Origin of the sequence: [Lactobacillus] timonensis (assembly GCF_900240275.1) — a bacterium.
GTDB classification, from domain to species: Bacteria; Bacillota; Bacilli; order Lactobacillales; family Lactobacillaceae; genus Limosilactobacillus; species Limosilactobacillus timonensis.
Map to the genome: position 1 here is coordinate 342,227 of NZ_LT964761.1, position 25,076 is coordinate 367,302.

Consider the following 25,076-nt stretch of genomic DNA (forward strand, 5'->3'; position numbering starts at 1 on the left):
CATTAATCTTTAATTAACAGTTTTAGTAACCATTCGCTGCCGCTTGCCGCTGTATCAACCCAGCCGTTCAGCAGCGGGTTGATGGCGATGACCTGACCGCTGAGTGGCGCTGCCGAAAAAGTAATCATTTGCCGGGCCTCAATGGAAACAAAAAAGTCAGCAGCTGCCAGGTAAGCACCCTTATTAGGCAGGTCTAAAAAGAGCAAGCGTCCCCACTCTTTTAACCGGTCGGTCCGAAAGCCAATCGTTGCCACGGTTCCCCGAGCACCCGGCTCCTTGACTATCCACCAGTCGTCATGTTGATTCATGCTGGCCACCTACCGAAAGTCTTTCTTGTTGCTGAACATGTAGGAATGATGGTGGTACCTCATCGACATCACCATGCCGACACCAATCATGTTCCCGATCAGACTGGAACCACCCGCCGAAATAAACGGCAGCGGGATCCCGGTCAGCGGCAAGAGTCCGATGTTCATTCCGATGTTTTCAAAGACGTGGAAGAGGATCATCATGATTACCCCTGTCGAGATGTAGGCATAAAACTCGTTTTTAGTATCAAAGGTTACCCGGATCATCAGGTAAATCAGTAAAAAGTACAGCAGAATTAACAGAATTCCCCCAAAAAAGCCGAAGTTTTCGCCGACCACGGAGAAGATCATGTCGGACTCACGAACAGGGACGTAGACGTGGGAATTGTTAAAACCGGTCCCAAAAAGTGCCCCGGAACCCACGGCCTTAATGCTCTGCCACAGCTGGTAGCCCTGGTTGGACGTATCGGCGTTCGGGTGTAGCCAGGTGTCGACCCGGTTAAACTGGTAGGCCTGAAAGCCCAGGTGTTCCAGAATCGTTCGTCCCCAGTCACTCGTGACCAGGAAGAGGGCCGTTCCCCCAACAACCGCCAAAATGATCGCCGCTGGAACAATAATCCGCCAGGTCACTCCGGAGACGAGGACCATCCCCGCAAAGATTGCGAAGAAAACCAGCGCCGTCCCGAAGTCGTTTTGGAAGTGGAGCGAAATCAGGATGGGCAACAGCCACAAGAACATCGTCCCGATTAAGCGCCAATCACTGTTGACGGTGTGGGTCCCGACCTCGTTGTTATGGGTGGTAATTACCCGCCCCATCATTAAAATATAGGCCGGCTTCATAATTTCCGACGGCTGGAAGGTGAAGGGCCCGACGGCAAACCAGCTCTTCGCCCCAGTACTAGCAAAGTACGACCGGCTGTAGAAGACCAGGATGGCATACATCAGAAAAATCCCGATCCAGTAAGCAATCGGTGCTAGTTTCCATAACTGTTCGGCATCAAATTGCATAATCACAACGATCATCACCGTCCCGATTAAATACCATACCAACTGGGTAACTACCTGGCGGGCAATGCTGACCTGCTGTTTATCGTGGTAAGCAGCAACGAAGATTGATGCCAGCCCGATCAAGGCCAGCAATAGTACACAGAAGATAATACCCCAGTCGATCCGGGACTCGTCGTCGCCGCGATTTACTTTTGCTTGCTGCATAAATCAACTCTCCTCGAATTGGTCGAAAACGGGCCCCAAGGCCGATCGCCACGGGTCCCGTTATTTTTAATACTGGTGAAGATGGAATTGCTGAAGGACGACTTCGAGGCCCTCTTCTTGAGAACGAACACCAAATTCGCTCCCGTCATTGAGCATGATAGCTTTAAAACGCTGCCCATTGGTAAGCACTTCGCCAATCAGCCGACCGCGAATAAAGACCTGCTGGACGGGTTGCCCGCCCCGCTCGATGTCCTTGACACTCACTTCAACCTTTTTTTCTCTTTTTGACACGTTCTCACCCGTTAGTTAAATCCTAGTTCTTAAAGAAGCGGGAGAAGAAACCGCCCTTTTTGGCAGTCTCGCTGCTTTCTTCTGACTGCTCTGCTGGTGACGACTGATTATTTTGCATCCGTTCCAGCATTTCACCGGCGCCTTTAGCCACGTTGTCCAGTGGGTCTTCAGAAACCACTACCGGCACTTTCAGCCGCGAGCTAAACAGCTGGTCGATCCCGTGCAAAAGCGACGTTCCCCCCGTCAGGATAATCCCACGGTCAATAATATCGCTAGCCAATTCCGGCGGAACGGTCTCCAGAACGGAAACCGACGCGTTAACGATTTGTTCCAGTGTGTCGTGGAGCGCCTCTTCGATTTCGTTTTCGTTGGTTTCGATCTGCTTTGGCATCCCGGTAGCAACGTCACGACCACGAACGTCCATCGTCTTCGGGTCATCGACGTGCAACGCCGTCCCAATTTCGATCTTGATCTTTTCGGCAGTATGCTCACCAATGACCAGACCATGCTTGTTCTTAATGTAGGACGCAATGTCAATGTTCATCTTGTCCCCGGCCATTCGGACAGACTTGCTGGAAACAATGTCGCCGAGTGACAGGATGGCGATGTCAGAAGTTCCCCCACCCATGTCAATAACCATGTTGCCTTGCGGTTTAAAGATATCCAGTCCGGCACCAATGGCCGCCACTTTCGGTTCGTATTCCAGGTAAACCTTGCCGCCACCAGACTGTTCAGCCGCTTGAATGATCGCCTTCCGTTCAATTTCGGTAATGTTGGTTGGCGCACAAATCATGATGTTTGGCTTGGACATAAAGCCCTTGACGCTCAGCTTGCCGATAAAGTACGACAGCATCTCCTGGGTTACGTCAAAGTCCGAAATGACCCCGTCCTTCAATGGGCGAATCGCGCGAATGTTGCTAGGGGTCCGGCCCACCATTCGGTAAGCTTCGGACCCCACCGCGAGAACCTTATTTGTGTTCGTGTCAATTGCAACTACTGAGGGTTCGTTCAGTACAATTCCCTTACCCTGTACGTAAATGAGGACGTTGGCAGTCCCTAAGTCAATCCCAATATCAGTCGCCATCTGCCGTTATTTCTCCTTCCGGTTTAAAAACTACGCATTATTGTAACACAAAACTGGCACCAACCGGGTGCTGAACCCGGTTAGTGCACCAGTAATGCTAATTTCTTTGAGTTTTCTTATCAAATGCCTTGATCGTCAGGGTCGTTTGGTCATCGAAGTCAACCCGGTCAATTTGGGCACCGAGTGCCGCCAGCTTCTGATGAAAGTGATAGTAGCCGCGATCGAGGTACTTGAGGTTAGAAACCTGGGTAATCCCGTTAGCTGCCAACCCTGCCAGGACAAGGGCTGCGCCGGCCCGCAGGTCAGTTGCTGCCACTTCGGCACCGTTAAACATCGTTGGCCCGTTTAAGACGGCAGTTGATCCCTCCACCTTGTAGTCGGCATTCATCCGCCGTAACTCTTCAAGGTGCATAAAGCGGTTTTCAAAGACCGTTTCGTTGAGGACCGACGTTCCGTTAGCTAACAGTTGCAAGACCGACATCTGCGGCTGCATATCAGTCGGAAAGCCCGGGTACGGCAGGGTCTTAATATCAGCTGGTAGAATGACCGAAGTCCCGATGACGCGGATGCCGGCATCTTCTTCAATCACCGTCATCCCCATCTCTTCCAGCTTGGCAATCAGCGGCTGGTTGTGCTCGGCGATGGCACCCTTGACCAACACATTACCATTGGTGACGGCTGCAGCGACCATAAAGGTCCCCGCTTCGATACGATCTTGAACAATATTGTGTTCACAACCGTGGAGGAAGTTAACCCCCTGAATGCGGATAATATCGGTCCCGGCACCATGAACACGGGCACCCATCTTATTAAGGGCGTTGGCCAGGTCGACGATTTCTGGTTCACGAGCAGCATTTTCAATCACGGTAATCCCCTGCGCCAGGGTTGCCGCCATCATCACATTTTGCGTCGCGCCGACACTCGGAAAGTCCAAATAAATGTTCGCGCCAATCAGTTTTTTAGCAAAGGCTTCCACGTAGCCGTCGTGCTGGATAATGGTGGCACCCAGTGCCCGCAACCCCTTTAAGTGGAGGTCAATGGGGCGTGAACCAATGGCACAGCCGCCGGGCATGGCGACGCGGGCGTGACCCGTCCGTGCCAGCAGCGGTCCCATCACCACCATCGATGCCCGCATCTTAGAAACATACTTAAACGGTGCTTCGGACGATAGCTGACGAGTAGCATCAAAGGTAAGCTCGTTATGCTGTTGGTCAAAATCAACACCCACGTTAAGGAACTGCAAGAGAGCGTTCATCATCTTAACGTCTGACAGTAACGGCACATTAGTTAAGTGCACCTGTCCCGTCGACGCCAGGATGGATGCCGCCTGGATAGGCAGAACCGCATTCTTTGCACCCTCGATATTCACGGTACCGACCAAGCGGTTACCGCCATGTACAATAATTTTTTCCATGATCAAAAACCTCGCAGACCTATTTCAACGCCAGTAAAAAGTTGCGTAGCGTTGTGAAAAAAGTAATAACAAAGGACGCACATCCTTCACCGATAGCAACGGCGAGCAACGTAATCAGCAGGGATAACGTTCGTGGCGGCCGGTTCCACATCGTCTCCAGGTGAATACCCTGGATTGCCCGAAAAGCCACCCAGATAAAACCAACCTGGACGAGCAGGTTGATTAAAGATGAGACGTCTGTCATTTCTCTTCCTCCTTGCCGTAATCCCTTTAATCTTAACATACTGGCTTTCTGGAGACGAAACTTATCAGCAATTATTAACTTTACTTAAAAAATAAGCCGCCACGGGAATACCCATGACGGTTTTAATTGCAGATATTGGTTAACGGTCAAGCGTCTTGGAAATTTGTAGACGGTTGATCGCGCGCTTAAGGTGAACTTCAGCCCGCCCAAGCGAATCCATATCGTGATTTAATTTTGCACGCTCAATCAATTCTTCAGCGCGCTTTTTGGCGTTTTGCGCCCGCGAAACGTCAATGTCTTCTGGCAATTCGGCACTGTCAGCAATAATCGTTGCTACGTTGTCCTTGAATTCAACAAAGCCACCGTTAACCGCGATTACGTCGTCAGCATCACCAGAATCCTCGTGTTTCAGCCGCAGGGCACCGATACTGAGAGCACCGATCACCGGCAAGTGATTGGCCATGATCCCCCGTTCACCATCACTGGTATGCATAACCAGCATGGTGGCAGGGTGATCATAAGTTTTGCCGTCGGGAGTCACAATGGTGACCTGAAAGGTCTTTGCTGCCATGTTGATCCCCTCCTACTACTTCTTAGCCTCTGCTTTAGCTTCGTTCTTCTCAGTATGTGCCTGAATTTCCTTGGCTTTTTCGACCACGTCGTCGATGCCGCCAACCAGACGGAAGGCTTCTTCCGGCAGGTTGTCATACTTTCCTTCAAGGATTTCCTTGAAGCCGCGGATTGTTTCCTTCAGTGGAACATACTTCCCTGGAGTCCCAGTAAACTGTTCAGCAACGGCGAAACTCTGTGACAGGAAGAATTGAATCCGACGGGCACGAGCCACAATCGTCTTTTCTTCGTCAGACAGTTCGTCCATCCCCAAAATGGAGATGATGTCTTGCAGTTCACGGTAACGTTGAAGTACGTGTTGAACCCCAGTAGCAACTTCGTAGTGTTCCTTGCCGACAATTTCCGGTGTCAGGGCAGTTGAAGTTGATTCCAGTGGGTCAACGGCCGGGTAAATACCGATCTGAGTCAGGCGACGTTCCAGGTTGGTCGTTGCGTCCAAGTGGGCAAACGTCGTTGCTGGAGCCGGGTCGGTGTAGTCGTCGGCTGGCACGTAAACGGCCTGAATAGAAGTAATAGACCCTTCCTTAGTGGAAGTGATCCGTTCCTGCAGCTGCCCCATTTCGGTAGCCAGCGTTGGTTGGTAACCAACGGCTGACGGGATCCGGCCCAGCAGGGCAGAAACTTCAGAACCGGCTTGCGTAAACCGGAAGATGTTATCGATAAACAGCAGTACGTCTTGGCCCTTCGCATCACGGAAGTATTCCGCAATCGTCAAACCAGTCAACGCTACCCGCATCCGGGCACCAGGAGGTTCGTTCATCTGACCATAAACCATGGCCGTCTTGTTCAGAACCCCCGAAGCCTTCATTTCGTAGTACATATCGTTACCTTCACGGGTCCGTTCACCAACACCCGTAAAGACAGAAATACCGTTGTGACCTTGAGCGATGTTGTGGATCAGTTCCTGAATCAGAACAGTCTTCCCAACACCGGCACCACCGAACAGCCCAATTTTCCCACCACGAACATATGGTTCGAGCAGGTCGATAACCTTGATCCCGGTTTCCAGAATTTCGGTTGAGTTGTTCAAGTCAGTATACTTCGGCGCATCACGGTGAATCGGCATCCGCTTGGCGTCTGGTCCGAATTCTGGACCACCGTCAATTGGTTCGCCCAGAACGTTGAACACCCGGCCAAGAGTGTCATCACCGACCGGTACGCTAATAGAAGCGTTGGTGTTCTCCACCGTCATTCCCCGTTGAAGTCCATCGGTCCCGTCCATGGCAATCGTCCGCACAAGGCCGTCACCCAGTTCGAGGGCAACTTCGACCGTCAGCGTTTTGTCATCAGCGAGGTGAATCTTCAGCGCGGTGTTAATCTCCGGCAGCTTTTCATCCTGGGGGAACTCAACATCAACGACCGGGCCGATAACCTGTGAAACTTTACCAGCACTCATGCTGTTTCCTCCTTTAAAAAATCATTATTCTTGAGCAGCCATCCCACCGACAATTTCAGTGATTTCAGTGGTAATTGCCGCTTGCCGCGCACGGTTATACTGCAACTGCAACGTTGAAATAATATCGTTGGCGTTGTCAGAGGCAGACCGCATCGCATTAGCACTGGAGGCATGTTCAGACGTTTTCGCATCCAAAATAGCCCCGTAGATCGAACTGTTACAGTACTGGGGAACCAGAACCTTAATTAACTCGCTCGCAGAAGGATACAACTCCGTCCCGTTGCTCGTCTTAAATTCAGTATTGGTTTCCTTCTTGTTCTTTTCGTCAATACCCAGTGATTCCTTTGTAATTGGCAGCACTACCTTGGTAATGTTGCTGGAAGTGATCCGGTTAACGTAGTGACTGTAAGACATGTACAGCTGATCATAAACGCCATCAAAGTACATTTGGACACTCTGCGTCACAATTTTACGCACTTCAGCGTATTGCGGCACGTCATTGACACCATTGTACTCGTAGACAACGTTCATCCCGCGCTTTTTAAAGAACTCGGAACCCGTTTTCCCAATAGTCAGGAAGACAGTATTATCCTTTGTTAAATTATGTTGCTCCATCAAGTCTAGCGTAGCCTTAATAACGTTACTGTTATATGACCCTACTAGTCCCCGGTCAGAAGTAACGACCAGAATTCCAGTCTTTTGAACCTTCCGACCATGAAAAAGCTGGTTAACAAGACTGAGCTCAGACACGTCAGTCCCCTGCTCATTATCCTTGTTCTTTTTTGCTAGTGCGGCATAGTGCGATTCAACCAGGCTGACCAACAGCGATTTTACTTTGGCCGCGTATACTTCATACGTTTTTGTGTGGTGCTGAATTTGGTTTAACTTGGAAGTTGAAACCATCTGCATAGCCGTCGTGATCTGACGCGTACTGCGTGTGGATTCAAGCTTATGCTTTACAGCAGCTAATGATGCAGGCACTAACTGTCACCATCCTTTCCTGGTTGATTTTATTGTTCGTCCTTCTTGTCGACGTCTTCACCCTTCTTAGCTGCTTCTAGTTGAGCAGTCGTTTGAAAGGCGTTGTCCTTGAAGTCCTTAATTGCGTTGCCAAGGCTGTCATCAGTAGGAAGCTTGCCAGTCTTGGTAATCCCATCGTAGACGTCCTGGTGGTTAGCGTGCATGAATTCCTTCATTTCCGCTTCAAACCGCGGCAGGTCGTCAACCGGTACATCATCAAGGTAGCCACGAGTCAGGGCAAACAGAATTCCAACTTGTTCTGGAACCGTTTCTGGCTGGTGCAGCCCCTGCTTCAGCACGGCCATGGTCCGTTGACCACGGGCTAATCGTGCTTGGGTAGCTGCATCCAGGTCACTCCCGAATTGAGCAAATGATGCCAGTTCGTTGTAAGCAGCAATATCCAGACGAAGGGTCCCGGAAACTTTCTTCATCGCCTTAACCTGCGCGTCACCACCGACACGGGAAACTGAAGTCCCGGCATCGATCGCTGGCCGTTGACCGGCATAGAAGGCATCGGAGTTTAAGAAGATCTGCCCGTCGGTGATCGAAATCACGTTGGTTGGAATGTAGGCAGAAACGTCACCGGCTTGCGTCTGAATGATTGGCAGAGCCGTCATTGACCCACCACCCATATCATCAGACAAACGTGCAGCCCGTTCGAGCAGACGAGAGTGAGTGTAGAAAATGTCACCTGGGTAAGCTTCACGACCAGGTGGCCGGCGAAGAATCAAGGAAAGTTCACGATAGGCGTCGGCTTGTTTCGACAAGTCATCATAGACAATGAGGACGTCCTTACCGTTGTACATAAATTCTTCACCCATTGCGGCACCAGCATACGGCGCAATGTAGAGCATTGGCGCCGGGTTGGAGGCACTCGCTGAAACAACGATCGTGTAGTCTAAAGCCCCGTACTTACGCAGGGTTTCAACCTGGGAACGAACCGTTGATTCCTTTTGACCAATGGCAACGTAGATACAAATCATCCCGTTACCCTTTTGGTTAATAATTGTATCAATGGCAATTGACGTCTTCCCGGTCTTCCGGTCACCAATAATCAACTCACGTTGACCACGGCCAATCGGAACCAGCGCGTCAATCACCTTAATCCCGGTCTGCAGTGGAACGGAAACACTCTTCCGCTGCATAACACCAGGAGCCTTCTTTTCAATTGGACGGGACTTTGTTGTTTTAATGTCGCCCAAGCCGTCAATTGGCCGGCCTAGGGAGTCAACAACCCGTCCTAGTAATTCATCGCCAACCGGAACTTCCAAAATCCGACCCGTCCGCTTGACGGTGTCGCCTTCACGAATCCCGGTGAAATCACCCAATACGACGATACCAACGTCACTGGTTTCGAGGTTTTGGGCCATTCCGTAGACGCCATTGCTAAATTCGAGCAACTCACCAGCCATGGCATTTTCCAAGCCATCAGCACGAGCAACCCCGTCACCAACGTAGGTAACCGTCCCGGTTTCGGCAACGACAATCTCGTCCTGGTAACCAGCGAGCTGCTTCTTGATGAGTGAACTGATTTCCTCAGTTTTGATGCTCATACGGATTTCACCTCTTCATTATCAAACATCTTTATTAACCAGCAACCGACGAATTTGTTCAATCTTGGTGCGAACACTCCCGTCAAGGGTTTGGTTCGCCGTTTTAACAATCACTCCGCCGAGAATTGAAGGATCCACACTGTCATTGAGGACCACTTCGGAAGCACCAAAGCGTTTTGCTAAGGCGCTGGACAATTCTTCTTTACGGGAGTCATCTAGTTGAACTGCAGTAACCACGTCGGCGTGCACCCGCTGGTAGTGGGCATCGTACCGCCGTTCAAACTCATCAATAATTGCGACCAAGTCATTCATACGCCCATAGTCAAAAACCATCTGTACGAGGTTGGCGACCGGCTGGGCAGCACCACTTTTCAGGGCATCGACCAGCGGCTTCTTCTGGGCGGCAGTTAACTGAACCCCCATTAATGAAGGGACCAGCTGTGGATTGGCAGTGATCACCTGGCGAAGCGCCAGCAGTTCTTGATAAGTCGGGTCCAATTGACCGGCCTCGTCGACGAGCTCAAAGAGAGCCCGCGCGTAACGGCGGGCGACCGTTTTCTTATCAAGCTTCATGTTTTACCAGCCCTTCAATGTATGAATCAATCAATGCTTGTTGATCATCAGCATTCAACTGCTTTTGAATCAGCTTAGAAGCAATCTCAACAGATAAGTTTGCTACGTCGTCCTTAGCACTGAGCAGCGCATCTTGACGAGCCTGTTCAGCGTCGATCGCTGCCTGTGCTTTGATGCTGGCAGCGTCGTTTTGGGCCGCTTCGACAATCTTAGTGCGTTGATTTTCACCAGATTTCTTAGCGTCACTGACAATTTGTGCCGCTTCATGTTTGGAACCCTTCAGTTCAGCCTGCCGTTGGGCGGCTAATGCTGCGGCTTCCTTGCGGTTCTTTTGGGCACTATCAATATCGTTAGCAACCCGCTTTGCCCGCTTTTCCATCATCTGGGTGACTGGTTTCCAGGCAAAATGCCAAACCAGTGCAGCCAGGATAATGAACGAAATCAGGTAAAACAGCATATCGCCCACGTATAACTGATTGGACTCAGCTAAGACAAACATCTATTGACACCTCCTCCTGTTCAATGATTTGTCTTGAATTGAAAAATTCAAGATTACTTGTTCATGACCAGGAAGCTGACAACGATGGCCAGGATCGGAACGGCTTCGATAAGGCCGACACCGATGAACATAGTAGTACGAAGATCACCAACGATTTCTGGCTGGCGAGCCATAGCGTCAATCGTGTGACTAATAACAATACTGTTACCGAAACCAGCGGCAATAGCAGCAAAAGCAGCTGCAAGTCCTGCAGAAATTGCACCCATAATAAAAATCCTCCTAAAAATATGTGGTGAAGGTGTTGACCATAGATTATTCGCCAACGACCTTCCGAGAAATATAAACCGATGTTAATGTTACAAAGACATAAGCTTGAATGGCACCAATGAAGACCGAGAAGCCTTGCCATACCATTTCAATTGGCAGACTAACCAGGATGGTTGGTACCCCGTGAGAAAAGGCCAACTGACCAAGCAGCTTCAAAAGCAATTCGCCTGAATAGATGTTCCCAAAAATACGAAGACCCAGCGTTAAGAAGTTACTGAACTCTTCAATAAAGTTAATTGGCATCATAATTGCATTTGGTTGAACATAGCCCTTGAAGTACTCCTTGAGGCCCCGGTGAGTCATCCCCGCAAAGTGTGATAACAGGATCGCACTCATGGAGAAGGTTAACGTGATCACGGGGTCAGCAGTTGGACTTCTGACTAATTCGTGACCACCCCAGCCAATCTGAACAAACAGCCCTAACTGGTTAGAGACAAACAGGAAAACGAACAGGATAAAGATAAAGAATTCAAAGAACCCTGCTGTATCCGCAGTAAATTGTCCCCGCACGATGGAATTAGTGAAGTCAATCAGCCATTCCAGTGCGTTTTGTCCACCCTTCGGCTTCATTGTGACGTGCCGTGATAGTGCAAACATCAAGAAGAAGACGACCACGCAGACAACGATACAGGAAATGACGTTTGTCCAGTTGAAATTTAGGCCAAAAAGCTTAAAGGTATAAGCATCACCGCCCATTTACATTCCACCTCTTTTCTTCATAACAATAATAGTTGGTTTGTAATTTGGGACCAGCAAAGACCTGTCTTCCCAGTTACGCATAATAATATACCATAGAACTGACGCGGGATAAAGCGCTGATCCAAAAATATTTAAGCGTTTACAAATAGGACATTTGCTTATATTTATACAATCGGCGGACGCTTTTCTCGCTACGAACGTTCCCGCCACGAAATCAGCCAGGCAGTTACCGGTACGGCCAATAAAACCCCGATAAAAGACACCAAAACAATGATTATTTCACCCACGAAAACCTTATCATTAATTACCGTTAAAAACGGGTAACCTAGTCCTGCAAACCAGATGAATAAAGCTAGAAAACCACCAAAAAAACCAAAAAATAATGTATTTAAGGCGGTACCAATTATTTGCCGACCAATGTGGAGGCCGGCTTGAAAAAGTGAATTCTGCTTGGCCGGTAATTGTTCGTCAAGGATAGTCGCCATTCCTGCCGCGACAGAAATAGCGGCCTCGGCAATTGCCCCCAGTGAACATAAGCCAGCGACCATGACAGCCACTTGTGAGTATGAGACCCCGATTGCCAGCGACATTCCTTCTAACGCGTCGGTATCCTCAACACCAAACCCCGGGACATGCGCTGCATGTTCAACGAGGATAATTAAGCCGAACAAAACCAGAAAGACAATGATGGATGATAGAAATGACCTGCCAGCAACAAAGCTATCACTGACACCCAGCCAGATGGTCTGAGCCAGAATCAGCGTCCCTGCCAGCAAGGTGATCCACAGCGGCGATAGTCCCCAGGAAACCAGGACAATCGCAAAGAAAAGGCAGCAGAAATTTAATAAGAGACTCCAAAAAGCACTCCATCCTTGTCGTCCACCAACGATCACCATCAGTGCCAGCAAGACCAATGTTAGCAAACTAATCGTGCTCATTCAGCCAACCTCCTTCACCAATCATCGCCGCCATCAACCAGCTGGTCAACGGGATCGCCAGAATAATCCCAATCCCACAAACGAGGCTCTGCGTGATCCCCAGACTCATGGTCATCGAAAAAGTGTAGCCCCAGGAATTGCCATTGCACAGAAATAAGACGCTGCTGGTGAGCATTTCTGCGGCAAAAATTAGCATCAAAACGTTGGCTAGTGGGCCCATGACCTGCTTGCCAACCTGTCGCCCTGCTCCTAATAGCTGGTGACGGGTCGCAGCTGGCTGCAGCCGTTTAACTTCAAAGAGAGTGGCCACAATATCGCTGCTAACGTCCATTACCGCTCCCAACGAGCCAAGAATAGTTTCGGCAATAAAGAGCGGTCGTTGGACCTGAGTCACGTACATCATCGACTCAAAGTACAAGCCGCGTTCACGAGTAATGGTAATGAGAAGCCAGGACAGACTGACAGCCACAGTGGTGGCAGCCAACGTTGCTAAAAAGGCAGCCAACATTTTGCGAGTCGGGCCCATTATGAGCAGCAGACTAATCACCGTGAAGGTCCCTGCTAACAAACTAAAGAGCAGTAAGACACCACGCCCCTGCCATTTCAGATCAAAGTTGATTGCCAATATGAACAGTGCCGTATTAGCAACCAAACTGGCCAGGGCTCGTAAGCCAGCAGACCCCATCATCAATACCAGCATGGTCACAACCAACCACACCAGCATCACAATCACCACGTCACGTTTCATTCCGCTCACCATGGCCGACAATCGGCCCCTTTTGCCCGCTAGCTGACTCAAAAACACCTGGTTGCCCCGTTGATAACGTAACGACATTGTTTGAGAGACGGTGTAGTGGTTACGCACCACCAACGTGCGTCCGCGGTGTTTTGTGTTAAGCAGCCGGACCGTTAAACGCTGAGCAACTAGGTAGTCGGTATTTTTAAACTGATCCCGTTGGCGTTGCCGGCTGGTTGTATCCACCTTAGCAACGACTGCGACTGGTCGTGAATAGAGCCAAGCGTCATACTTGGTAAATAAGAAGAGTCCCATCCCAACCAGCAACATCACGCCTAGCCACAACCACCATTGATATCCCTTTAACTTCATGCTTTACTCACCTCGCTTAATTAAAAGAAAAAACCGCGACAACTGTCACGGTCGTTGAATGGTTTCAAATTTACTTGGTACCGAAGAGACGGTCACCCGCGTCACCCAGTCCAGGAACGATGTAACCATCCTTGTTCAGGTGGTCATCAAGGGCACATGTGTAGAGGTCAACATCCGGGTAAGCGTCCCGAAAGGCCTTAACACCTTCTGGTGCGGAAACAAGGCAGGCAAACTTCATATTCTTTGGCTCGCACCCGCGTTTAACCAGGGCGCCGACTGCATCAATCGCGGAACCACCGGTAGCCAACATTGGGTCCACGATGAAAATCTGCCGCTCAGTAATATCATTGGGCAGCTTGACAAAGTATTCGTGAGGCTGCAGAGTCTCTTCGTCACGGTACATCCCGATGAAGCCGATCTTTGCTGCCGGAATGAGGTCGGTAATGCCATCAACCATTCCCAAACCAGCACGCAGGATTGGTACAATGGCGACCTTCTTGCCAGCCAGTTCCTTTTGGGTTGTCTTACCCATCGGTGTTTCGATTTCAACATCCTTCACCGGCATGTCACGTGAAACTTCGTAAGCCATCAGCGTGGCGATTTCCCGGACGGTTTCCCGGAAAAACTTGGTACCCACGTGCTTATCACGGATCATTGTCAACTTATGCTGGATCAGTGGGTGATCCAAAACTTCAAATTTACCCATCGCAATCTTCGTCCTTCCCTATTTAAATCGTTCCTATTATAGCCATTAACTGCCCCGCCGTGCAACTAGTCAAGTGGATGTTTTCTCGTCAGTTGCTGAACTTCACACCTCAACTCCGCTAGTAGCTCATCATCCAGCGGGTGGCGCAATGCTTGGCAGATGATGCGGGCCACCTGGCGGCTATCTTCTGCAGTAAAGCCACGACTAGTGATCGCCGGAGTGCCTAATCGCAACCCACTGGTCACAAAAGGACTCTGCGGGTCATTAGCAATCCCCTCTTTATTAGTGGTGATATTAATGGAGTCCAGCAATGACTGGGCATCTTTGCCCGTCAAACCAGTCGCGGTCAGGTCCAACACCAGCAGGTGGTTAACCGTCCCGCCAGAAACGATGCGGACTTGGTCATCAGCAGCAAACACGTCAGCCATTGCCGATGCGTTGGTGACCACCTGACCAATGTAGGTATGAAAAGCTGGCTGAAGATCTTCATACAACGCCTGCGCCTTAGCCGCAATCACGTGTTCAAGCGGCCCGCCCTGTATTCCGGGGAAAACTGTCGAATTGATCTTCTTTCCCAGCCGTGAATCGCGGGAAAGGATCATTCCCCCACGTGGCCCGCGGAGCGTCTTATGAGTAGTGGTAGTAACCACGTCGGCAACTGGCACAGGGTTGGGGTGGTAGCCGGTAGCAACCAGTCCCGCAATATGGGCCATATCAACCATTAAATAGGCCCCAACTTCATCAGCAATATTCCGAAACTGCTGCCAGTCAATCTCCTGGCTATAAGCCGAGGCCCCGGCCACAATTAGTTGTGGTTTAACCCGCCGAGCCTGCTCACGAATTGCTTGATAGTTAAGCTGTTCACTTTTTGGATCCAACCCATAACCAACCGAGTGGTAAAGCTTGCCACTGAAGTTGACCGTCGAACCATGTGACAGGTGCCCGCCAGCAGACATCCCCATCCCCATGATCGTGTCTCCAGGTTTCAGTAAAGCAGCATAAACCGCCATGTTAGCCTGCGACCCAGAGTGCGGTTGAACGTTCACGTAAGTTGCGCCAAACAGCTTCTTCGCGTGGTCGATGGCTAATTGCTCCACCTGGTCCACTTCCCGACAACCACCGTAGTAACGGTGTCCGGGATAGCCTTCAGCGTACTTATTGGTCAGTACTGACCCCTGAGCTTCTCGGACCGCCTTTGAGACAATGTTTTCAGACGCGATCAACTCAATTGTTTCTTGCTGCCGCTCTTCTTCGCCCGCGATTGCCCGCCAAAGCTGCGGGTCTTTACCAGCATAGTTCATCGAAAGGACCTCCTTTGTTGCCAGACAACTTATTACCAACATTTTATCACAGACAAAGAGACAGGCAGTGGAATGATCCCACTACCTGTCTTCATTACTAACTATTTATTAATTAGGACTTGTCAACCGCCAAAAAGTGGACCCCACCAGCTGACTTATTAAGTCGGTTCATGTAGGCCTCCCCCAGTCCCTCGGCAGGGAAAGCCTGGCAGACAATGGCCTTCACGTTCTGCTCGTCATCGAACTCCCGCAGACCATCAAAGAGGCGGGCACTAGCGTCCTTAACACCATTTCCCAGCGAGAACTGGCTAGCATTCATCGGCAGGCTAGCATTTTGCAGGACTTTTTCTTCCGCCATTATACCAACGTCAAATGGCTGTTGTTGAACCCACTCGATCACCTGGCCCCAGTCTGTCCCCGAATCAACGATGTAAACCTGCGCAGCTGGTGCGTAGTGCTTATACTTCATTCCCGGTGCCTTGGGCGTTTCGTTTTTACCAACATGGTGGTGGTTAAGGTCAATCGAACCGATGACCGCTTCGATCTGTTCCTTAGTCACTGCCCCTGGTCGTAAAATCACAGGATGGTCACCCGACATGTCCAAAACAGTCGATTCCACCCCAACCCGCGTTGGGCCATTATCGAGGATCCCGGCAATTTTGCCGTGAAGGTCATGATAAACATGTTGAGCCGTCGTCGGGCTCGGCTTTCCCGACGTGTTGGCAGACGGTCCCACCAACGGCACTCCTGCCCGCTTAATCAAGTCGAGCGTCGGTTGGCAGTCAGGAAAACGAAAGGCCGCCGTCTTTAGGCCGCCAGTAACCGTTTTAGAAAGCGAATGCGGCTTAATTTTAAAAATCATCGTTAACGAACCAGGCCAGAAATGATCCATCAGCTTGTAGGCCTTATCCGGGATATGGGCCGCGTACTTCTCGGCCATTTCCCGTGAAGCAATGTGAACGATCAGCGGGTTGTCGCTTGGCCGTCCCTTAGCCAGGTAAACCTGCTTAACCGCTTGTTCGTTAGTAGCGTCAGCACCCAGGCCATAGACAGTCTCCGTCGGAAAAGATACCAGGTGTCCCTGCTGGATTTCCTGCGCCGCGGCGTCAATTTCATCTAACTGGAAAATTCGGGTATCAAAGTGTTGCAATTTAGGTCTCCTCATTAACCACATATTCTAATCATCCTCATCCGGTCCGCAATATCGTGCTTGGTAGTCAGCCGTTTTTGGGGCAGCTTGTCTTTAGCCAGTTTCGTAATCGCTTTTTCCTGGTCGTAGCCAGTTTCACCATAAAGTTTACCACCAGGTTTGAGGTGGGGTGACAGTTCATCAAAGAGTCGCCGGTAAAAACCGAGACCGTCACTGCCAGCAAACAGCGCCAGACTGGGTTCATAATCACGAACTGCTTCGTCCAGTTCATCAACGGCAGTTGTTGCCACGTAGGGCGGGTTAGTAACAATCAAGTCAAATTTTTGATTGCCGAGACCGTCAAATAAGTCGCTAACTACTAAGCGACCGCTAGCACCGTGGAGCACCTGATTGGCCTTGGCCACCCGCAGCGCGTCCGGTGAAATATCGCTCATCGTCAACTGCCAATTTGGCCGTTCATTCGCCAGGGTAATGCCAATCACCCCGCTGCCAGTCCCTAAGTCTAAGACTGACAGCTGCTGGTCAGCTGGATTATCGTGCAAAACCCAGTCCACTAGTTCCTCGGTCTCGCTTTCCGGGATGAGAACACTGCGCGACACAATAAAGGTCCGCCCGTAAAAGGGTGCCCGGCCGACAACGTACTGCGGTGGCTCGTAACTAGCAACCCGGTCGATGGCCATCCGAAACCTCTTCAGCTCATCTTTACTCATGATTTCGCGGTTGTGGGATAACCGGTCTGCCGGGGTCCAATCATGCATCATTTCCAGGACGAAATTGACCGCATCCGGATCAATCCGCCGCTCTTCCAGCATTCTCTTCGCTCCCCGCTGAGCCTGGAAATAAGTCAGCTCGCTATTCATTGCGCAGCTGCTCTAATTTCTTCGTCTGGTCGGCGATGATCAATGCGTCGATAATTTCATCAAGCTCCCCGGCCATGATCCGGTCCAACTTGTTTAAGGTCAGGCCAATCCGGTGGTCAGTCACCCGGTTTTGCGGGTAGTTGTACGTCCGGATCCGCTCCGAGCGATCACCAGTCCCGATGGCGTCCTTTCGCTGTTGGTTATAGGCGTTCTCTTCTTTTTGTTGGTAGTAGTCGTAAACCCGCGCCTTCAGAATTCGCATCGCCTTCGCCCGGTTCTGCTGCTGGGAACGTTCATCCTGCATGGCAACGACAATACCGGTTGGCTCGTGAGTCATCCGTACTGCCGAACTGGTCTTGTTAACGTGCTGACCACCAGCACCAGATGAGCGGTAAACGTCCACCCGGATATCCTTGGGATCCAGAGTAATATCAACGTCTTCGGCTTCCGGCATGACACCGACCGTTGCCGTGGAAGTGTGGACCCGGCCCGCCGATTCAGTTACTGGTACCCGTTGAACCCGGTGGGCACCATTTTCAAACTTCAGCTTTGAGTAGACTTTATCACCGGTGATCATCAGGACAATTTCCTTAAAACCACCCACTTCGGTTGGGCTTTCGTCAACGACTGATACGTGCCAGCCCTGGCTTTCGGCGTAGTGTAAGTACATGTTGTACAAATCGGCTGCAAATAATGATGCTTCATCCCCACCAGCAGCCCCACGAATTTCCATGATGATGTTCTTATCATCGTTCGGGTCCTTCGGCAAAACAAGGACAAGCAGTTCCTGCTCTAGTTTTTCCTTCTCTTCCTGTGCGTCGGTCAATTCTTCCTTCGTCAGGTCGCGGAGGTCCTCGTCATCGGTCTCGTTCAAAAGGTCGGTATCGTCCTTGATAGTCTTGACTGTCTTTTGGTACTGCTTATATTTTTCAACCGTTTCCCGCAGCTGGCCTTCTTCCTTTGACAGCTTCATGAACCGCGGAGTATCGGCAATGACTTCCGGGTCGGAAATCATTTCGTTCAGCTCATCATAGCGGTCAACAACCGCCTGGAGCTTATCAAAAATCTTGTCCATTTCCATTTATTTTTCCAGTCCTTTCAGCAATGGGTGAAAGTAGTGCTTCCGGCAAACCGGATAATACGACTCGTTGCCACCAATTTGCACCTGTTCGCCCTCGTACACCGGTCGGTCATCATGAATTCGCAAGTTCATCGTCGCCTTGTGGGGGCAGAACCAGCAAATTGTTTTCATTTCTTCGATTTTATCGGCATAGATTAAGAGGTACTTGGATCCTTCAAAAAGCTCGTTTTTAAAGTCGTTTTTCAAGCCAAAGGTCATCACCGGAATGTTGAGTTCGTCAACTATTCGCGTCAGCTGCAAGACGTGTTCCTTGGTCAAAAACTGGGCTTCGTCAATCAGGACGCAGTAGACCCGGTGATCCAACTGCTTAACCATTTGGTAGATATTGGTGTCATGCATCACCGGAGTGACCTTGCGGGTCAACCCAATCCGGCTGGCGATGATTCCCCGCCCCGACCGGGTATCGACCCCGCTCGTCAGCAATTCTACCGGCTTTCCCTGTTCCTCATAATTATGGGCAACCTTTAAGATATCGATCGACTTGCCAGAATTCATCGCACCATACTTAAAAAACAGCTGGGCCAATCTACTCTCCCCCTCTTCATTGCATAGCAGATTAATTATAGTCGATTGCGGCGGTCTTGACCAGGGCGGCGATCAACTACTTTTCTTTTATCGGCAGAACGTTTAAAATTAACGCGATAAAATGATTTACGGAAGGAATTGAAAATGACTGTCAAAAGTTCATTCGCCACGGCTGTCGGCAAGAGCAGCTACTGGTTTCTCCATACCTTTTTCCACGGTGGTAGTTCACTGCCGGGAAAACTAGCATTACGGATTGACCCTGACGTGCTGACCGCCTTTGCAAAAAAATATGATCTGGTAATTGTCACCGGAACCAACGGGAAAACCCTCACGACTGCCCTATCCGTCCGGGTAGCTCGTCAAAAGTTTAACCATGTACTGACCAACCCGACTGGCTCTAACATGAAGCAGGGCATTGTCACCACTTTTTTGACTGCTCCGCGCTTAAATAAAAAAGGGCTAGCCATCTTGGAAGTCGACGAAGCTAACGTCGCAATGGTTTGTTCCTATATCAAGCCACGAGCCTTTATCCTGACCAATATTTTCCGTGACCAGATGGACCGCTATGGTGAAATCTACACGACCTATAAGAAGATCCTCAAGGGAATCCGGATGGTTCCACAGGCGACGATCATCGCTAATGGTGACGAGCAACTCTTCAACAGTGTCGACCTGCCTAACCCGGTAATCTACTACGGCTTTGACAACGGTTATCAAGATGATCTCCGTGCCCCTGCTAATACAGACGGCTTGCTGTGTCCCAAGTGTCAGCACATCCTACACTACCACCTGCGGACCTACAGTAACCTGGGTAATTACTTCTGCCCTCACTGTGGTTTTCACCGGCCAAAGCTGACCCATGCGGTCACCGCCGTCAATAATCAAACGCCGAATAGCTCCGACTTTGCTATCGATGGTCACCCCGCCCACATTGCTATCGGTGGGACCTACAACATCTATAACGCCCTAGCCGCCTATTCACTGGGCCGCTTCCTTGGTGTTCAACCTGCCCAAATCAGTCGGGCCTTTAACGCTGACGAACGGGTTTTCGGCCGTCAAGAAGAATTCCAGCTAGGCGACAAGACCGTCACCCTCATCCTGGTCAAGAACCCCGTAGGACTGAACCAGGTGCTCGACATGATCACAACAGACAAACGCCCGTTCTCCTTTGTCTTCCTGCTCAACGCAAACTACGCAGACGGGATCGATACCAGCTGGATTTGGGACGGCAACTTTGAAAAGCTGAAAGACTACCAAATCCCGCAGTTCATGACTGGTGGTGAGCGCTACCGCGACATCAGCACCCGTTTGATGATGGCCGGAATCGACAACGTTTGGCACGAAAAGGACCTCACCAAGGTGATTAATAAGATTAAGCAGTTGCCAACTAAGCAGGTCTATGTTTTAGCCACCTACACAGCTGTCTTGCAACTAAGAAAAGAACTCGCCGAAAAAGGCGTTGTTAAGGGAGGAATGGACTAATGGCTCAGTACCACTTACAACTCGCCCACCTTTACGGGGATTTGATGAACACCTATGGCGATATCGGCAATATTACGGCGTTGAAGTACTATGCAAAACAAATGGATACTGAAATTGATGCTAAAGTCATCAGCATGGGCGATGACTTTATTGCCAATGACTTTGACCTTGCCCTTTTTGGCGGCGGCCAGGATTATGAACAGATGGTTATTTCAAAGGATATCCAGGGTAAAAGAGCAGAGTTGGTTAAATTTATCGAAAATGACAAGCCGCTAATTGCCATTTGTGGTGGTTACCAACTGCTCGGTCACTACTATATCGGGGCTGACGGGGAAAAGATCCCTGGAATTGGCGCACTGGACCACTACACCCTCTCCCAGGACCACCACCGGTTCATCGGTGATATTGTTATTGAAAACCCTGAACTAGGGAAGCTACATGGCTTTGAAAACCACAACGGCCGAACTTTTATTGGCAAGTCTGAACGACCATTGGGAACGGTCCTTAGTGGTCACGGGAACAACGGTGAAGATAAAACCGAAGGGGCCATTTACAAGTCCACCTATTGCTCGTATTTCCACGGACCAATTTTGACGCGAAACGGTGAAATCGCTAAAAAGATGCTGCTGACCGCCCTGCACAACAAGTATCCAAATGACGACTTCAGCCAGCAAGAATCCCTGGAAATTAAGCCAACCTTCTAGGAGGCATGATGATGAGCGTCAACGAAAACTTAACCTTGTTTTCTGGGATAACCACCTTCCTGTTCATCGTGATTTCATTCTTTGAGTTTCGGTTAAATGGTTACCTCCGTAGTCACTACCAGGAAATCAATGATGAAGATCTCCGTCAACGCTGGCACAAAGTCATGAGGATGGAAAACCAGTGGAACCTCTTTTCCTGGGTGCTGATTTTAGCCCTCTTCATTCTGCCAGATAACTACTTGTTGCTGATCTCCTGCATTCTTTGTCTCTTGGAAACGTTGGTTACCCACCAGATGGACCAGCTGAAACGCCAGATGCAAAACCAATAAAATTTAAAAAACGACCTGGACGAAAGCAATCCGTCCAGGTCGTTTGCTATTTCTATGATAACTAGTAATTCAACTTGATCTTCAGGGCACCCACCTTGACGATATCGCCAAGACACTTCATTGCCAAATCGTGAGCAGCCTTGGCTGTCTGGTCATTAGCCGCCTGCAACTTATCCTGCAATGTCTTACCGGACAGTTTAGCTGCCTGTTGGTCAGTCTCCAGCAAAATATGACGGCCAGTTGCCAAGGTATTCTGCTTAAGGGCCTCGATATTAGCACTATAACGCTTTGGATGTTCGTCAACAATCGTGGCAATGGCATGAGTCAGCCAGTACATGTTGTTAATGTCAAAGTCCTTCTCCTTTGAATCACGGTAAGGAGCGGGCGTATCCATGACGTTAGTGTAAAACGGTGCCAACCCGTTAAAGGCGTTCGGCCCGTACGCCAGCCAGCAGACAGCTGCGAAATCAGCAGGGACATCGTTGCGAACCTGGAGGACGTGAACTTCCTGGTTACGCTGGAAGCCAATTGGCCGAAAAGCATGTTTTTCACCCTCGCTACCACGGCCATACGGGTCGTAAGGTGTGTGCTGGTAACGAGAACTCAGTGCATACTTAAAGTCTTCAATCGTCAAAAGGTGTTCCGGCTTCTTAGCAAATGGCAGGTCAGGATTATCTGGTGACTGGAGATCACTCGGGTTGAATAACCGTTGAATGTACCATTGCCGCGGAATATTGTACCCATAATCGGAATCGTTATGGCTGCCAAAAATGTGCCGGAAGTTGTAAGTATTGCCACCATCGGTGTTCAGGTGATACTGCTCGATCAACTCTTCCAGGTCAGCTGATGCTAGCGTGTCATCCCTATTAAAATCAAAGTCAGTAATGCTAAACCAATTTGGCGCAGCAACGTAGCAGTCGTCTGGCACGCGCTTGGCTGCCCAATGGTGTCCGCCGATCGTTTCCATGTACCATACTTCGTCCTTATCAGAGAAGGCCACCCCGTTTGATTCGTAAGTCCCGTACTTCTCCAGCATGGAACCGAGCAGCTGAACCCCTTCGCGGGCACTATGAATGTATGGCAGAATGATCGTAACAAAGTCTTCTTCACCAATCCCTGCTTTAACCATCGGATCGATGCCTAATACCCGCGGGTTGGTCGTACTAGTTTCCGTTGCGGACATGCAAACGTTAGCAGCGTTAATGCCGCCTTCAGCCCAAATCCCCATCGTCTTGATATTGGCTTGTGGCAACGCCGTATAACGTAGCGGGTTTGCCGGCAAGTCAACTTTACATTTGCTGGTAACTGATTGGTAGTTCTTTGGTTGCGTGTCCGGGGCAACGACAACGAAACGTTTGGGGTTAAAAGCCGTACTAAAGTCTTCATTACGGGCAATCAGCGTTGACCCATCCGCCGTGGCCTTTTTCCCGGCCAAAATAGTTGTACATGGCATTAGTTATCTCTCCTTCATTTTGCGACACGACATATATAGTTAGTCGGCCAGCGTCCACTTCAATTCATCCAGCACTTGTGGAAATTCCTCAAAGCCGTCACCAGCAAGATAGTGACCGCCCATCAGGTTCACAATAAGTTTAGCCCCTAAGCCGTGAGCAATCTGTTCCGCGTTTTCAAATGGTGCAATCCAGTCGTTCTTGGCGGTAATCACCACGGCCTTATGTAATCGTGGAGCAACTTGCTGGTAATCCACCGGGACTTTGACAAATTCATCGAGTGACGGGCTGCCTTTCAGGGGGCGGTCAAACGGGGCAACCAGAACCAGGTTAACATCCCGTAATTCTGGATGCCGTTGGATGAACTTCATTGCCGTCACGCAGCCTAAACTGTGGGCAACCAATGTCAACCCCGGTTCAGTCGGCAGCTGTTGGTCTAAAAAGTGTTGCCAGGTATCCAGGTGCGGTGCGAAAGCCTCCGGCATCGCCAGCCGATTAACCGTAATCGACGGGCGGGCAGCTTTCTCCAGCCACGGGAACCAATCATCATCCCGCGTTGATGTTCCGTGAATCAAATATGCATTTGCCACGCTAACGTCCCCTTTCAACAATTAAACCCATTATAACACTGATGTGAAACAAAAAAGGTGCCGAATTTCTCGGCACCACATTACTGATTACATTTTATTTACGCGGCATCTGCCTTATCCTTTGGCCAGAATCCCAGCAAGAGGGAAACAACCAAGACCACAATCACTGCACCAATTAGTGACGGGATTAACGCCATCCCGGCTAACTGTGGACCCCAATCTCCAAAAATCCATTGGCCAACACTGGCTCCGATCAGACCGGCGATGATGTTAGAGATCCAACCCATGGCACCACCACGGTGAACAATTGCCCCCGCGGCCATCCCGATTAAACCACCAATAATTAACGTCCAAATCCAGTGAAGCATATCTCAGCACGTCCTTTCTATTCGACGAGTTGGGACAACATTTATTTTGTGATCTTAGTATAGCAAGCCGGTGTTGATAAGACAATTTAGAAGTTTTGTCTTAAACTATTTTTAATAACTTATTAATAGGAAACTTTCAACAAGGACTTGATTGTCTTACGGGCGGCCATATCCTGGTAGGCCTGCTGAATATCATCAAGGGAGTAAACCCGCGTAAAAATCTTACCTGGGTTAATCACACCATCAAGCACTGCTTTCAAGAGCAACTTCTTGTCATAGTAAGCTACGGATGCCGGACCACCAGCAATGACCACGTTGCGGAAGAATAACTCACCCAGGTCAAAGGACTCATCGTATGGGACACCAACCCGGCCAACGTGAGCACCGGGACGACCCATCTGAAGAGCTTCGGCCGTTGACTGCCGGGTACCAACACATTCGAGGACTGCGTCAGCTCCCTCCCCGTTGGTTAACTCCATTACTTTCTTGACGGCATCGTCACCACGTTCCTCAACGATGTCCGTTGCGCCAAACTCGCAGCCGAGAGATTGACGGTCTTCATGGCGGCTCATCAGAATAATCCGTTTGGCCCCGCGTAACTTAGCCGCAATAACTCCGCACAGACCAACCGCGCCGTCACCAATCACTGCCGCGGTATCGCCAGGTTGAACATTGGCGCAGCGAGCAGCATGATAACCGGTTGGCATAACATCAGAGAGAGCTTGCAGACTTGCCAGCATCTTGTCACTATAGTCTGCTGGCTGACCAGGAATACGTACAAGCGCCCACTGACCGTGCTGGTAGCGAATATATTCCGCCTGGTAGCCACTGGAGAAGTTATCACTGTGACTGAGGCAGTAGCCTTCGTAACCCTTCCGGCAGGAAACACAGTGACCACAACCGTGGGTAAACGGGGCAATAACAAAGTCCCCCTTCTTAAAGGTTGTGATTGCATCGCCGACTTCCTCAACGATCCCTAATGCTTCGTGACCGGTGTTCTCAGAGTTGGCTTCCTTCGCGTCTAGACCGCGGAAAGACCATAAATCAGAACCACAAACACTGGCACGAATAACTTTTAAAATCACGTCGTCATCAGCCTGGATTTTCGGTATTTCAGCATCTTTAACCGCCATTTGACCAGCTTTGACAAACATTGCTTTCTTCATTTTTAAG

The 25,076-nt window shown here is 50.0% G+C and carries 29 protein-coding genes; 3 read left to right on the plus strand and 26 right to left on the minus strand.

Annotated elements, in window-relative coordinates; all coding sequences use genetic code 11:
- Positions 1 to 2 precede the first annotated feature (2 nt).
- From C1710_RS01690 to C1710_RS01795, 22 genes are all read right to left on the minus strand, one after another.
- Entirely contained in the window at positions 3 to 308 is a 306-nt protein-coding gene (locus C1710_RS01690; RefSeq protein WP_102279358.1) for a hypothetical protein, read from the minus strand.
- A 9-nt stretch (positions 309 to 317) separates the two neighbouring features.
- On the minus strand, positions 318 to 1,520 hold the full coding sequence (locus tag C1710_RS01695; RefSeq protein ID WP_102279360.1) for an FtsW/RodA/SpoVE family cell cycle protein: 1,203 nt from the start codon (positions 1,518 to 1,520) through the stop codon (positions 318 to 320).
- 66 nt (positions 1,521 to 1,586) lie between these two features.
- The gene (locus tag C1710_RS01700; RefSeq protein ID WP_102279363.1) at positions 1,587 to 1,811 is read right to left on the minus strand and encodes a DUF2969 domain-containing protein; all 225 of its coding nucleotides are present in this window, start codon (positions 1,809 to 1,811) and stop codon (positions 1,587 to 1,589) included.
- Positions 1,812 to 1,833: 22 nt separating this feature from the next.
- Complete coding sequence (gene mreB / locus C1710_RS01705; RefSeq protein WP_235857947.1) at positions 1,834 to 2,895, minus strand: rod shape-determining protein; 1,062 nt, start codon at positions 2,893 to 2,895, stop codon at positions 1,834 to 1,836.
- A gap of 97 nt (positions 2,896 to 2,992) precedes the next feature.
- Entirely contained in the window at positions 2,993 to 4,309 is a 1,317-nt protein-coding gene (murA, locus tag C1710_RS01710) for a UDP-N-acetylglucosamine 1-carboxyvinyltransferase (RefSeq protein ID WP_102279366.1), read from the minus strand.
- A gap of 19 nt (positions 4,310 to 4,328) precedes the next feature.
- Positions 4,329 to 4,553: a DUF1146 domain-containing protein gene (locus tag C1710_RS01715; protein WP_102279368.1), complete on the minus strand. Its 225-nt coding sequence runs from the start codon at positions 4,551 to 4,553 to the stop codon at positions 4,329 to 4,331.
- A gap of 139 nt (positions 4,554 to 4,692) precedes the next feature.
- Positions 4,693 to 5,124 carry a F0F1 ATP synthase subunit epsilon gene (locus C1710_RS01720; RefSeq protein WP_102279370.1) on the minus strand — a complete coding sequence of 144 codons (432 nt, stop codon included), beginning with the start codon at positions 5,122 to 5,124 and terminating at the stop codon, positions 4,693 to 4,695.
- A 15-nt stretch (positions 5,125 to 5,139) separates the two neighbouring features.
- A complete protein-coding gene (atpD, locus tag C1710_RS01725; RefSeq protein ID WP_102279372.1) occupies positions 5,140 to 6,579 on the minus strand; it encodes a F0F1 ATP synthase subunit beta in 1,440 nt (479 codons plus the stop codon).
- 24 nt (positions 6,580 to 6,603) lie between these two features.
- Positions 6,604 to 7,560, minus strand: coding sequence for a F0F1 ATP synthase subunit gamma (locus tag C1710_RS01730; RefSeq protein ID WP_102279374.1), 957 nt, complete (start codon positions 7,558 to 7,560; stop codon positions 6,604 to 6,606).
- A gap of 29 nt (positions 7,561 to 7,589) precedes the next feature.
- Complete coding sequence (atpA, locus tag C1710_RS01735; protein ID WP_102279377.1) at positions 7,590 to 9,152, minus strand: F0F1 ATP synthase subunit alpha; 1,563 nt, start codon at positions 9,150 to 9,152, stop codon at positions 7,590 to 7,592.
- 21 nt (positions 9,153 to 9,173) lie between these two features.
- Positions 9,174 to 9,725 carry an ATP synthase F1 subunit delta gene (atpH, locus tag C1710_RS01740; RefSeq protein WP_102279379.1) on the minus strand — a complete coding sequence of 184 codons (552 nt, stop codon included), beginning with the start codon at positions 9,723 to 9,725 and terminating at the stop codon, positions 9,174 to 9,176.
- Positions 9,715 to 10,224 (minus strand): F0F1 ATP synthase subunit B, encoded by a 510-nt coding sequence (gene atpF / locus C1710_RS01745; protein WP_102279381.1) that lies wholly within the window; start codon positions 10,222 to 10,224, stop codon positions 9,715 to 9,717. Before atpF ends, atpH begins: the two co-directional genes overlap by 11 nt.
- A 53-nt stretch (positions 10,225 to 10,277) precedes the next feature.
- A complete protein-coding gene (atpE, locus tag C1710_RS01750; protein WP_102279383.1) occupies positions 10,278 to 10,490 on the minus strand; it encodes a F0F1 ATP synthase subunit C in 213 nt (70 codons plus the stop codon).
- Between the two features lie 46 nt (positions 10,491 to 10,536).
- Complete coding sequence (atpB, locus tag C1710_RS01755; protein WP_102279385.1) at positions 10,537 to 11,247, minus strand: F0F1 ATP synthase subunit A; 711 nt, start codon at positions 11,245 to 11,247, stop codon at positions 10,537 to 10,539.
- Between the two features lie 194 nt (positions 11,248 to 11,441).
- Positions 11,442 to 12,188: a YibE/F family protein gene (locus C1710_RS01760; protein ID WP_102279387.1), complete on the minus strand. Its 747-nt coding sequence runs from the start codon at positions 12,186 to 12,188 to the stop codon at positions 11,442 to 11,444.
- Positions 12,175 to 13,296, minus strand: coding sequence for a YibE/F family protein (locus tag C1710_RS01765; protein WP_102279389.1), 1,122 nt, complete (start codon positions 13,294 to 13,296; stop codon positions 12,175 to 12,177). Before C1710_RS01765 ends, C1710_RS01760 begins: the two co-directional genes overlap by 14 nt.
- A gap of 70 nt (positions 13,297 to 13,366) precedes the next feature.
- Positions 13,367 to 14,002: a uracil phosphoribosyltransferase gene (gene upp / locus C1710_RS01770; protein ID WP_102279391.1), complete on the minus strand. Its 636-nt coding sequence runs from the start codon at positions 14,000 to 14,002 to the stop codon at positions 13,367 to 13,369.
- A gap of 65 nt (positions 14,003 to 14,067) precedes the next feature.
- A complete protein-coding gene (glyA, locus tag C1710_RS01775) occupies positions 14,068 to 15,303 on the minus strand; it encodes a serine hydroxymethyltransferase (RefSeq protein ID WP_102279393.1) in 1,236 nt (411 codons plus the stop codon).
- Between the two features lie 112 nt (positions 15,304 to 15,415).
- Positions 15,416 to 16,453, minus strand: coding sequence for an L-threonylcarbamoyladenylate synthase (locus C1710_RS01780; RefSeq protein ID WP_235857948.1), 1,038 nt, complete (start codon positions 16,451 to 16,453; stop codon positions 15,416 to 15,418).
- 14 nt (positions 16,454 to 16,467) lie between these two features.
- Positions 16,468 to 17,313 (minus strand): peptide chain release factor N(5)-glutamine methyltransferase, encoded by an 846-nt coding sequence (prmC, locus tag C1710_RS01785; RefSeq protein WP_102279396.1) that lies wholly within the window; start codon positions 17,311 to 17,313, stop codon positions 16,468 to 16,470.
- Positions 17,306 to 18,388 carry a peptide chain release factor 1 gene (gene prfA / locus C1710_RS01790; protein WP_180961272.1) on the minus strand — a complete coding sequence of 361 codons (1,083 nt, stop codon included), beginning with the start codon at positions 18,386 to 18,388 and terminating at the stop codon, positions 17,306 to 17,308. The genes prmC and prfA overlap by 8 nt, the downstream gene beginning before the upstream one ends.
- A gap of 6 nt (positions 18,389 to 18,394) precedes the next feature.
- Positions 18,395 to 18,979 carry a thymidine kinase gene (locus C1710_RS01795; RefSeq protein WP_102279400.1) on the minus strand — a complete coding sequence of 195 codons (585 nt, stop codon included), beginning with the start codon at positions 18,977 to 18,979 and terminating at the stop codon, positions 18,395 to 18,397.
- 144 nt (positions 18,980 to 19,123) lie between these two features.
- Here C1710_RS01795 and C1710_RS01800 point away from each other — a divergent pair, with 144 nt between their 5' ends.
- From C1710_RS01800 to C1710_RS01810, 3 genes are read left to right on the plus strand one after another with little or no spacing between them, the layout of a single operon-like run.
- Entirely contained in the window at positions 19,124 to 20,461 is a 1,338-nt protein-coding gene (locus tag C1710_RS01800) for a Mur ligase family protein (protein ID WP_102279402.1), read from the plus strand.
- Complete coding sequence (locus C1710_RS01805; RefSeq protein WP_102279404.1) at positions 20,461 to 21,165, plus strand: type 1 glutamine amidotransferase; 705 nt, start codon at positions 20,461 to 20,463, stop codon at positions 21,163 to 21,165. Before C1710_RS01800 ends, C1710_RS01805 begins: the two co-directional genes overlap by 1 nt.
- 11 nt (positions 21,166 to 21,176) lie before the next feature.
- On the plus strand, positions 21,177 to 21,494 hold the full coding sequence (locus C1710_RS01810) for a hypothetical protein (protein ID WP_102279407.1): 318 nt from the start codon (positions 21,177 to 21,179) through the stop codon (positions 21,492 to 21,494).
- Between the two features lie 61 nt (positions 21,495 to 21,555).
- On the opposite strand, the gene C1710_RS01815 is transcribed toward C1710_RS01810, so the two are convergent.
- The 4 genes from C1710_RS01815 to C1710_RS01830 form a co-directional block, all read right to left on the minus strand.
- Positions 21,556 to 22,947 carry a C69 family dipeptidase gene (locus C1710_RS01815; protein ID WP_102279409.1) on the minus strand — a complete coding sequence of 464 codons (1,392 nt, stop codon included), beginning with the start codon at positions 22,945 to 22,947 and terminating at the stop codon, positions 21,556 to 21,558.
- A 39-nt stretch (positions 22,948 to 22,986) separates the two neighbouring features.
- Positions 22,987 to 23,535: an RBBP9/YdeN family alpha/beta hydrolase gene (locus C1710_RS01820; protein ID WP_102279412.1), complete on the minus strand. Its 549-nt coding sequence runs from the start codon at positions 23,533 to 23,535 to the stop codon at positions 22,987 to 22,989.
- A 98-nt stretch (positions 23,536 to 23,633) separates the two neighbouring features.
- Complete coding sequence (locus tag C1710_RS01825) at positions 23,634 to 23,903, minus strand: GlsB/YeaQ/YmgE family stress response membrane protein (RefSeq protein WP_102279414.1); 270 nt, start codon at positions 23,901 to 23,903, stop codon at positions 23,634 to 23,636.
- Positions 23,904 to 24,025: 122 nt separating this feature from the next.
- Positions 24,026 to 25,069 carry a zinc-binding dehydrogenase gene (locus C1710_RS01830; RefSeq protein ID WP_102281712.1) on the minus strand — a complete coding sequence of 348 codons (1,044 nt, stop codon included), beginning with the start codon at positions 25,067 to 25,069 and terminating at the stop codon, positions 24,026 to 24,028.
- Between the last annotated feature and the right edge of the window lie 7 nt (positions 25,070 to 25,076).

Coding starts and splice junctions, on each gene's coding strand:
- atpF (WP_102279381.1), bottom strand. CDS start 10,224: ATGTTTGTCTTAGCTGAGTCCAATCAGTTATACGTGGGCGATATGCTG.
- atpE (WP_102279383.1), bottom strand. CDS start 10,490: ATGGGTGCAATTTCTGCAGGACTTGCAGCTGCTTTTGCTGCTATTGCC.
- C1710_RS01805 (WP_102279404.1), top strand. CDS start 20,461: ATGGCTCAGTACCACTTACAACTCGCCCACCTTTACGGGGATTTGATG.
- prfA (WP_180961272.1), bottom strand. CDS start 18,388: ATGGACAAGATTTTTGATAAGCTCCAGGCGGTTGTTGACCGCTATGAT.
- atpD (WP_102279372.1), bottom strand. CDS start 6,579: ATGAGTGCTGGTAAAGTTTCACAGGTTATCGGCCCGGTCGTTGATGTT.
- C1710_RS01810 (WP_102279407.1), top strand. CDS start 21,177: ATGAGCGTCAACGAAAACTTAACCTTGTTTTCTGGGATAACCACCTTC.
- C1710_RS01690 (WP_102279358.1), bottom strand. CDS start 308: ATGAATCAACATGACGACTGGTGGATAGTCAAGGAGCCGGGTGCTCGG.
- prmC (WP_102279396.1), bottom strand. CDS start 17,313: ATGAATAGCGAGCTGACTTATTTCCAGGCTCAGCGGGGAGCGAAGAGA.
- C1710_RS01765 (WP_102279389.1), bottom strand. CDS start 13,296: ATGAAGTTAAAGGGATATCAATGGTGGTTGTGGCTAGGCGTGATGTTG.
- C1710_RS01815 (WP_102279409.1), bottom strand. CDS start 22,947: ATGCCATGTACAACTATTTTGGCCGGGAAAAAGGCCACGGCGGATGGG.
- C1710_RS01760 (WP_102279387.1), bottom strand. CDS start 12,188: ATGAGCACGATTAGTTTGCTAACATTGGTCTTGCTGGCACTGATGGTG.
- C1710_RS01715 (WP_102279368.1), bottom strand. CDS start 4,553: ATGACAGACGTCTCATCTTTAATCAACCTGCTCGTCCAGGTTGGTTTT.
- atpH (WP_102279379.1), bottom strand. CDS start 9,725: ATGAAGCTTGATAAGAAAACGGTCGCCCGCCGTTACGCGCGGGCTCTC.
- C1710_RS01695 (WP_102279360.1), bottom strand. CDS start 1,520: ATGCAGCAAGCAAAAGTAAATCGCGGCGACGACGAGTCCCGGATCGAC.
- C1710_RS01830 (WP_102281712.1), bottom strand. CDS start 25,069: ATGAAGAAAGCAATGTTTGTCAAAGCTGGTCAAATGGCGGTTAAAGAT.
- glyA (WP_102279393.1), bottom strand. CDS start 15,303: ATGAACTATGCTGGTAAAGACCCGCAGCTTTGGCGGGCAATCGCGGGC.
- C1710_RS01825 (WP_102279414.1), bottom strand. CDS start 23,903: ATGCTTCACTGGATTTGGACGTTAATTATTGGTGGTTTAATCGGGATG.
- murA (WP_102279366.1), bottom strand. CDS start 4,309: ATGGAAAAAATTATTGTACATGGCGGTAACCGCTTGGTCGGTACCGTG.
- mreB (WP_235857947.1), bottom strand. CDS start 2,895: ATGGCGACTGATATTGGGATTGACTTAGGGACTGCCAACGTCCTCATT.
- upp (WP_102279391.1), bottom strand. CDS start 14,002: ATGGGTAAATTTGAAGTTTTGGATCACCCACTGATCCAGCATAAGTTG.
- atpB (WP_102279385.1), bottom strand. CDS start 11,247: ATGGGCGGTGATGCTTATACCTTTAAGCTTTTTGGCCTAAATTTCAAC.
- C1710_RS01720 (WP_102279370.1), bottom strand. CDS start 5,124: ATGGCAGCAAAGACCTTTCAGGTCACCATTGTGACTCCCGACGGCAAA.
- atpA (WP_102279377.1), bottom strand. CDS start 9,152: ATGAGCATCAAAACTGAGGAAATCAGTTCACTCATCAAGAAGCAGCTC.
- C1710_RS01800 (WP_102279402.1), top strand. CDS start 19,124: ATGACTGTCAAAAGTTCATTCGCCACGGCTGTCGGCAAGAGCAGCTAC.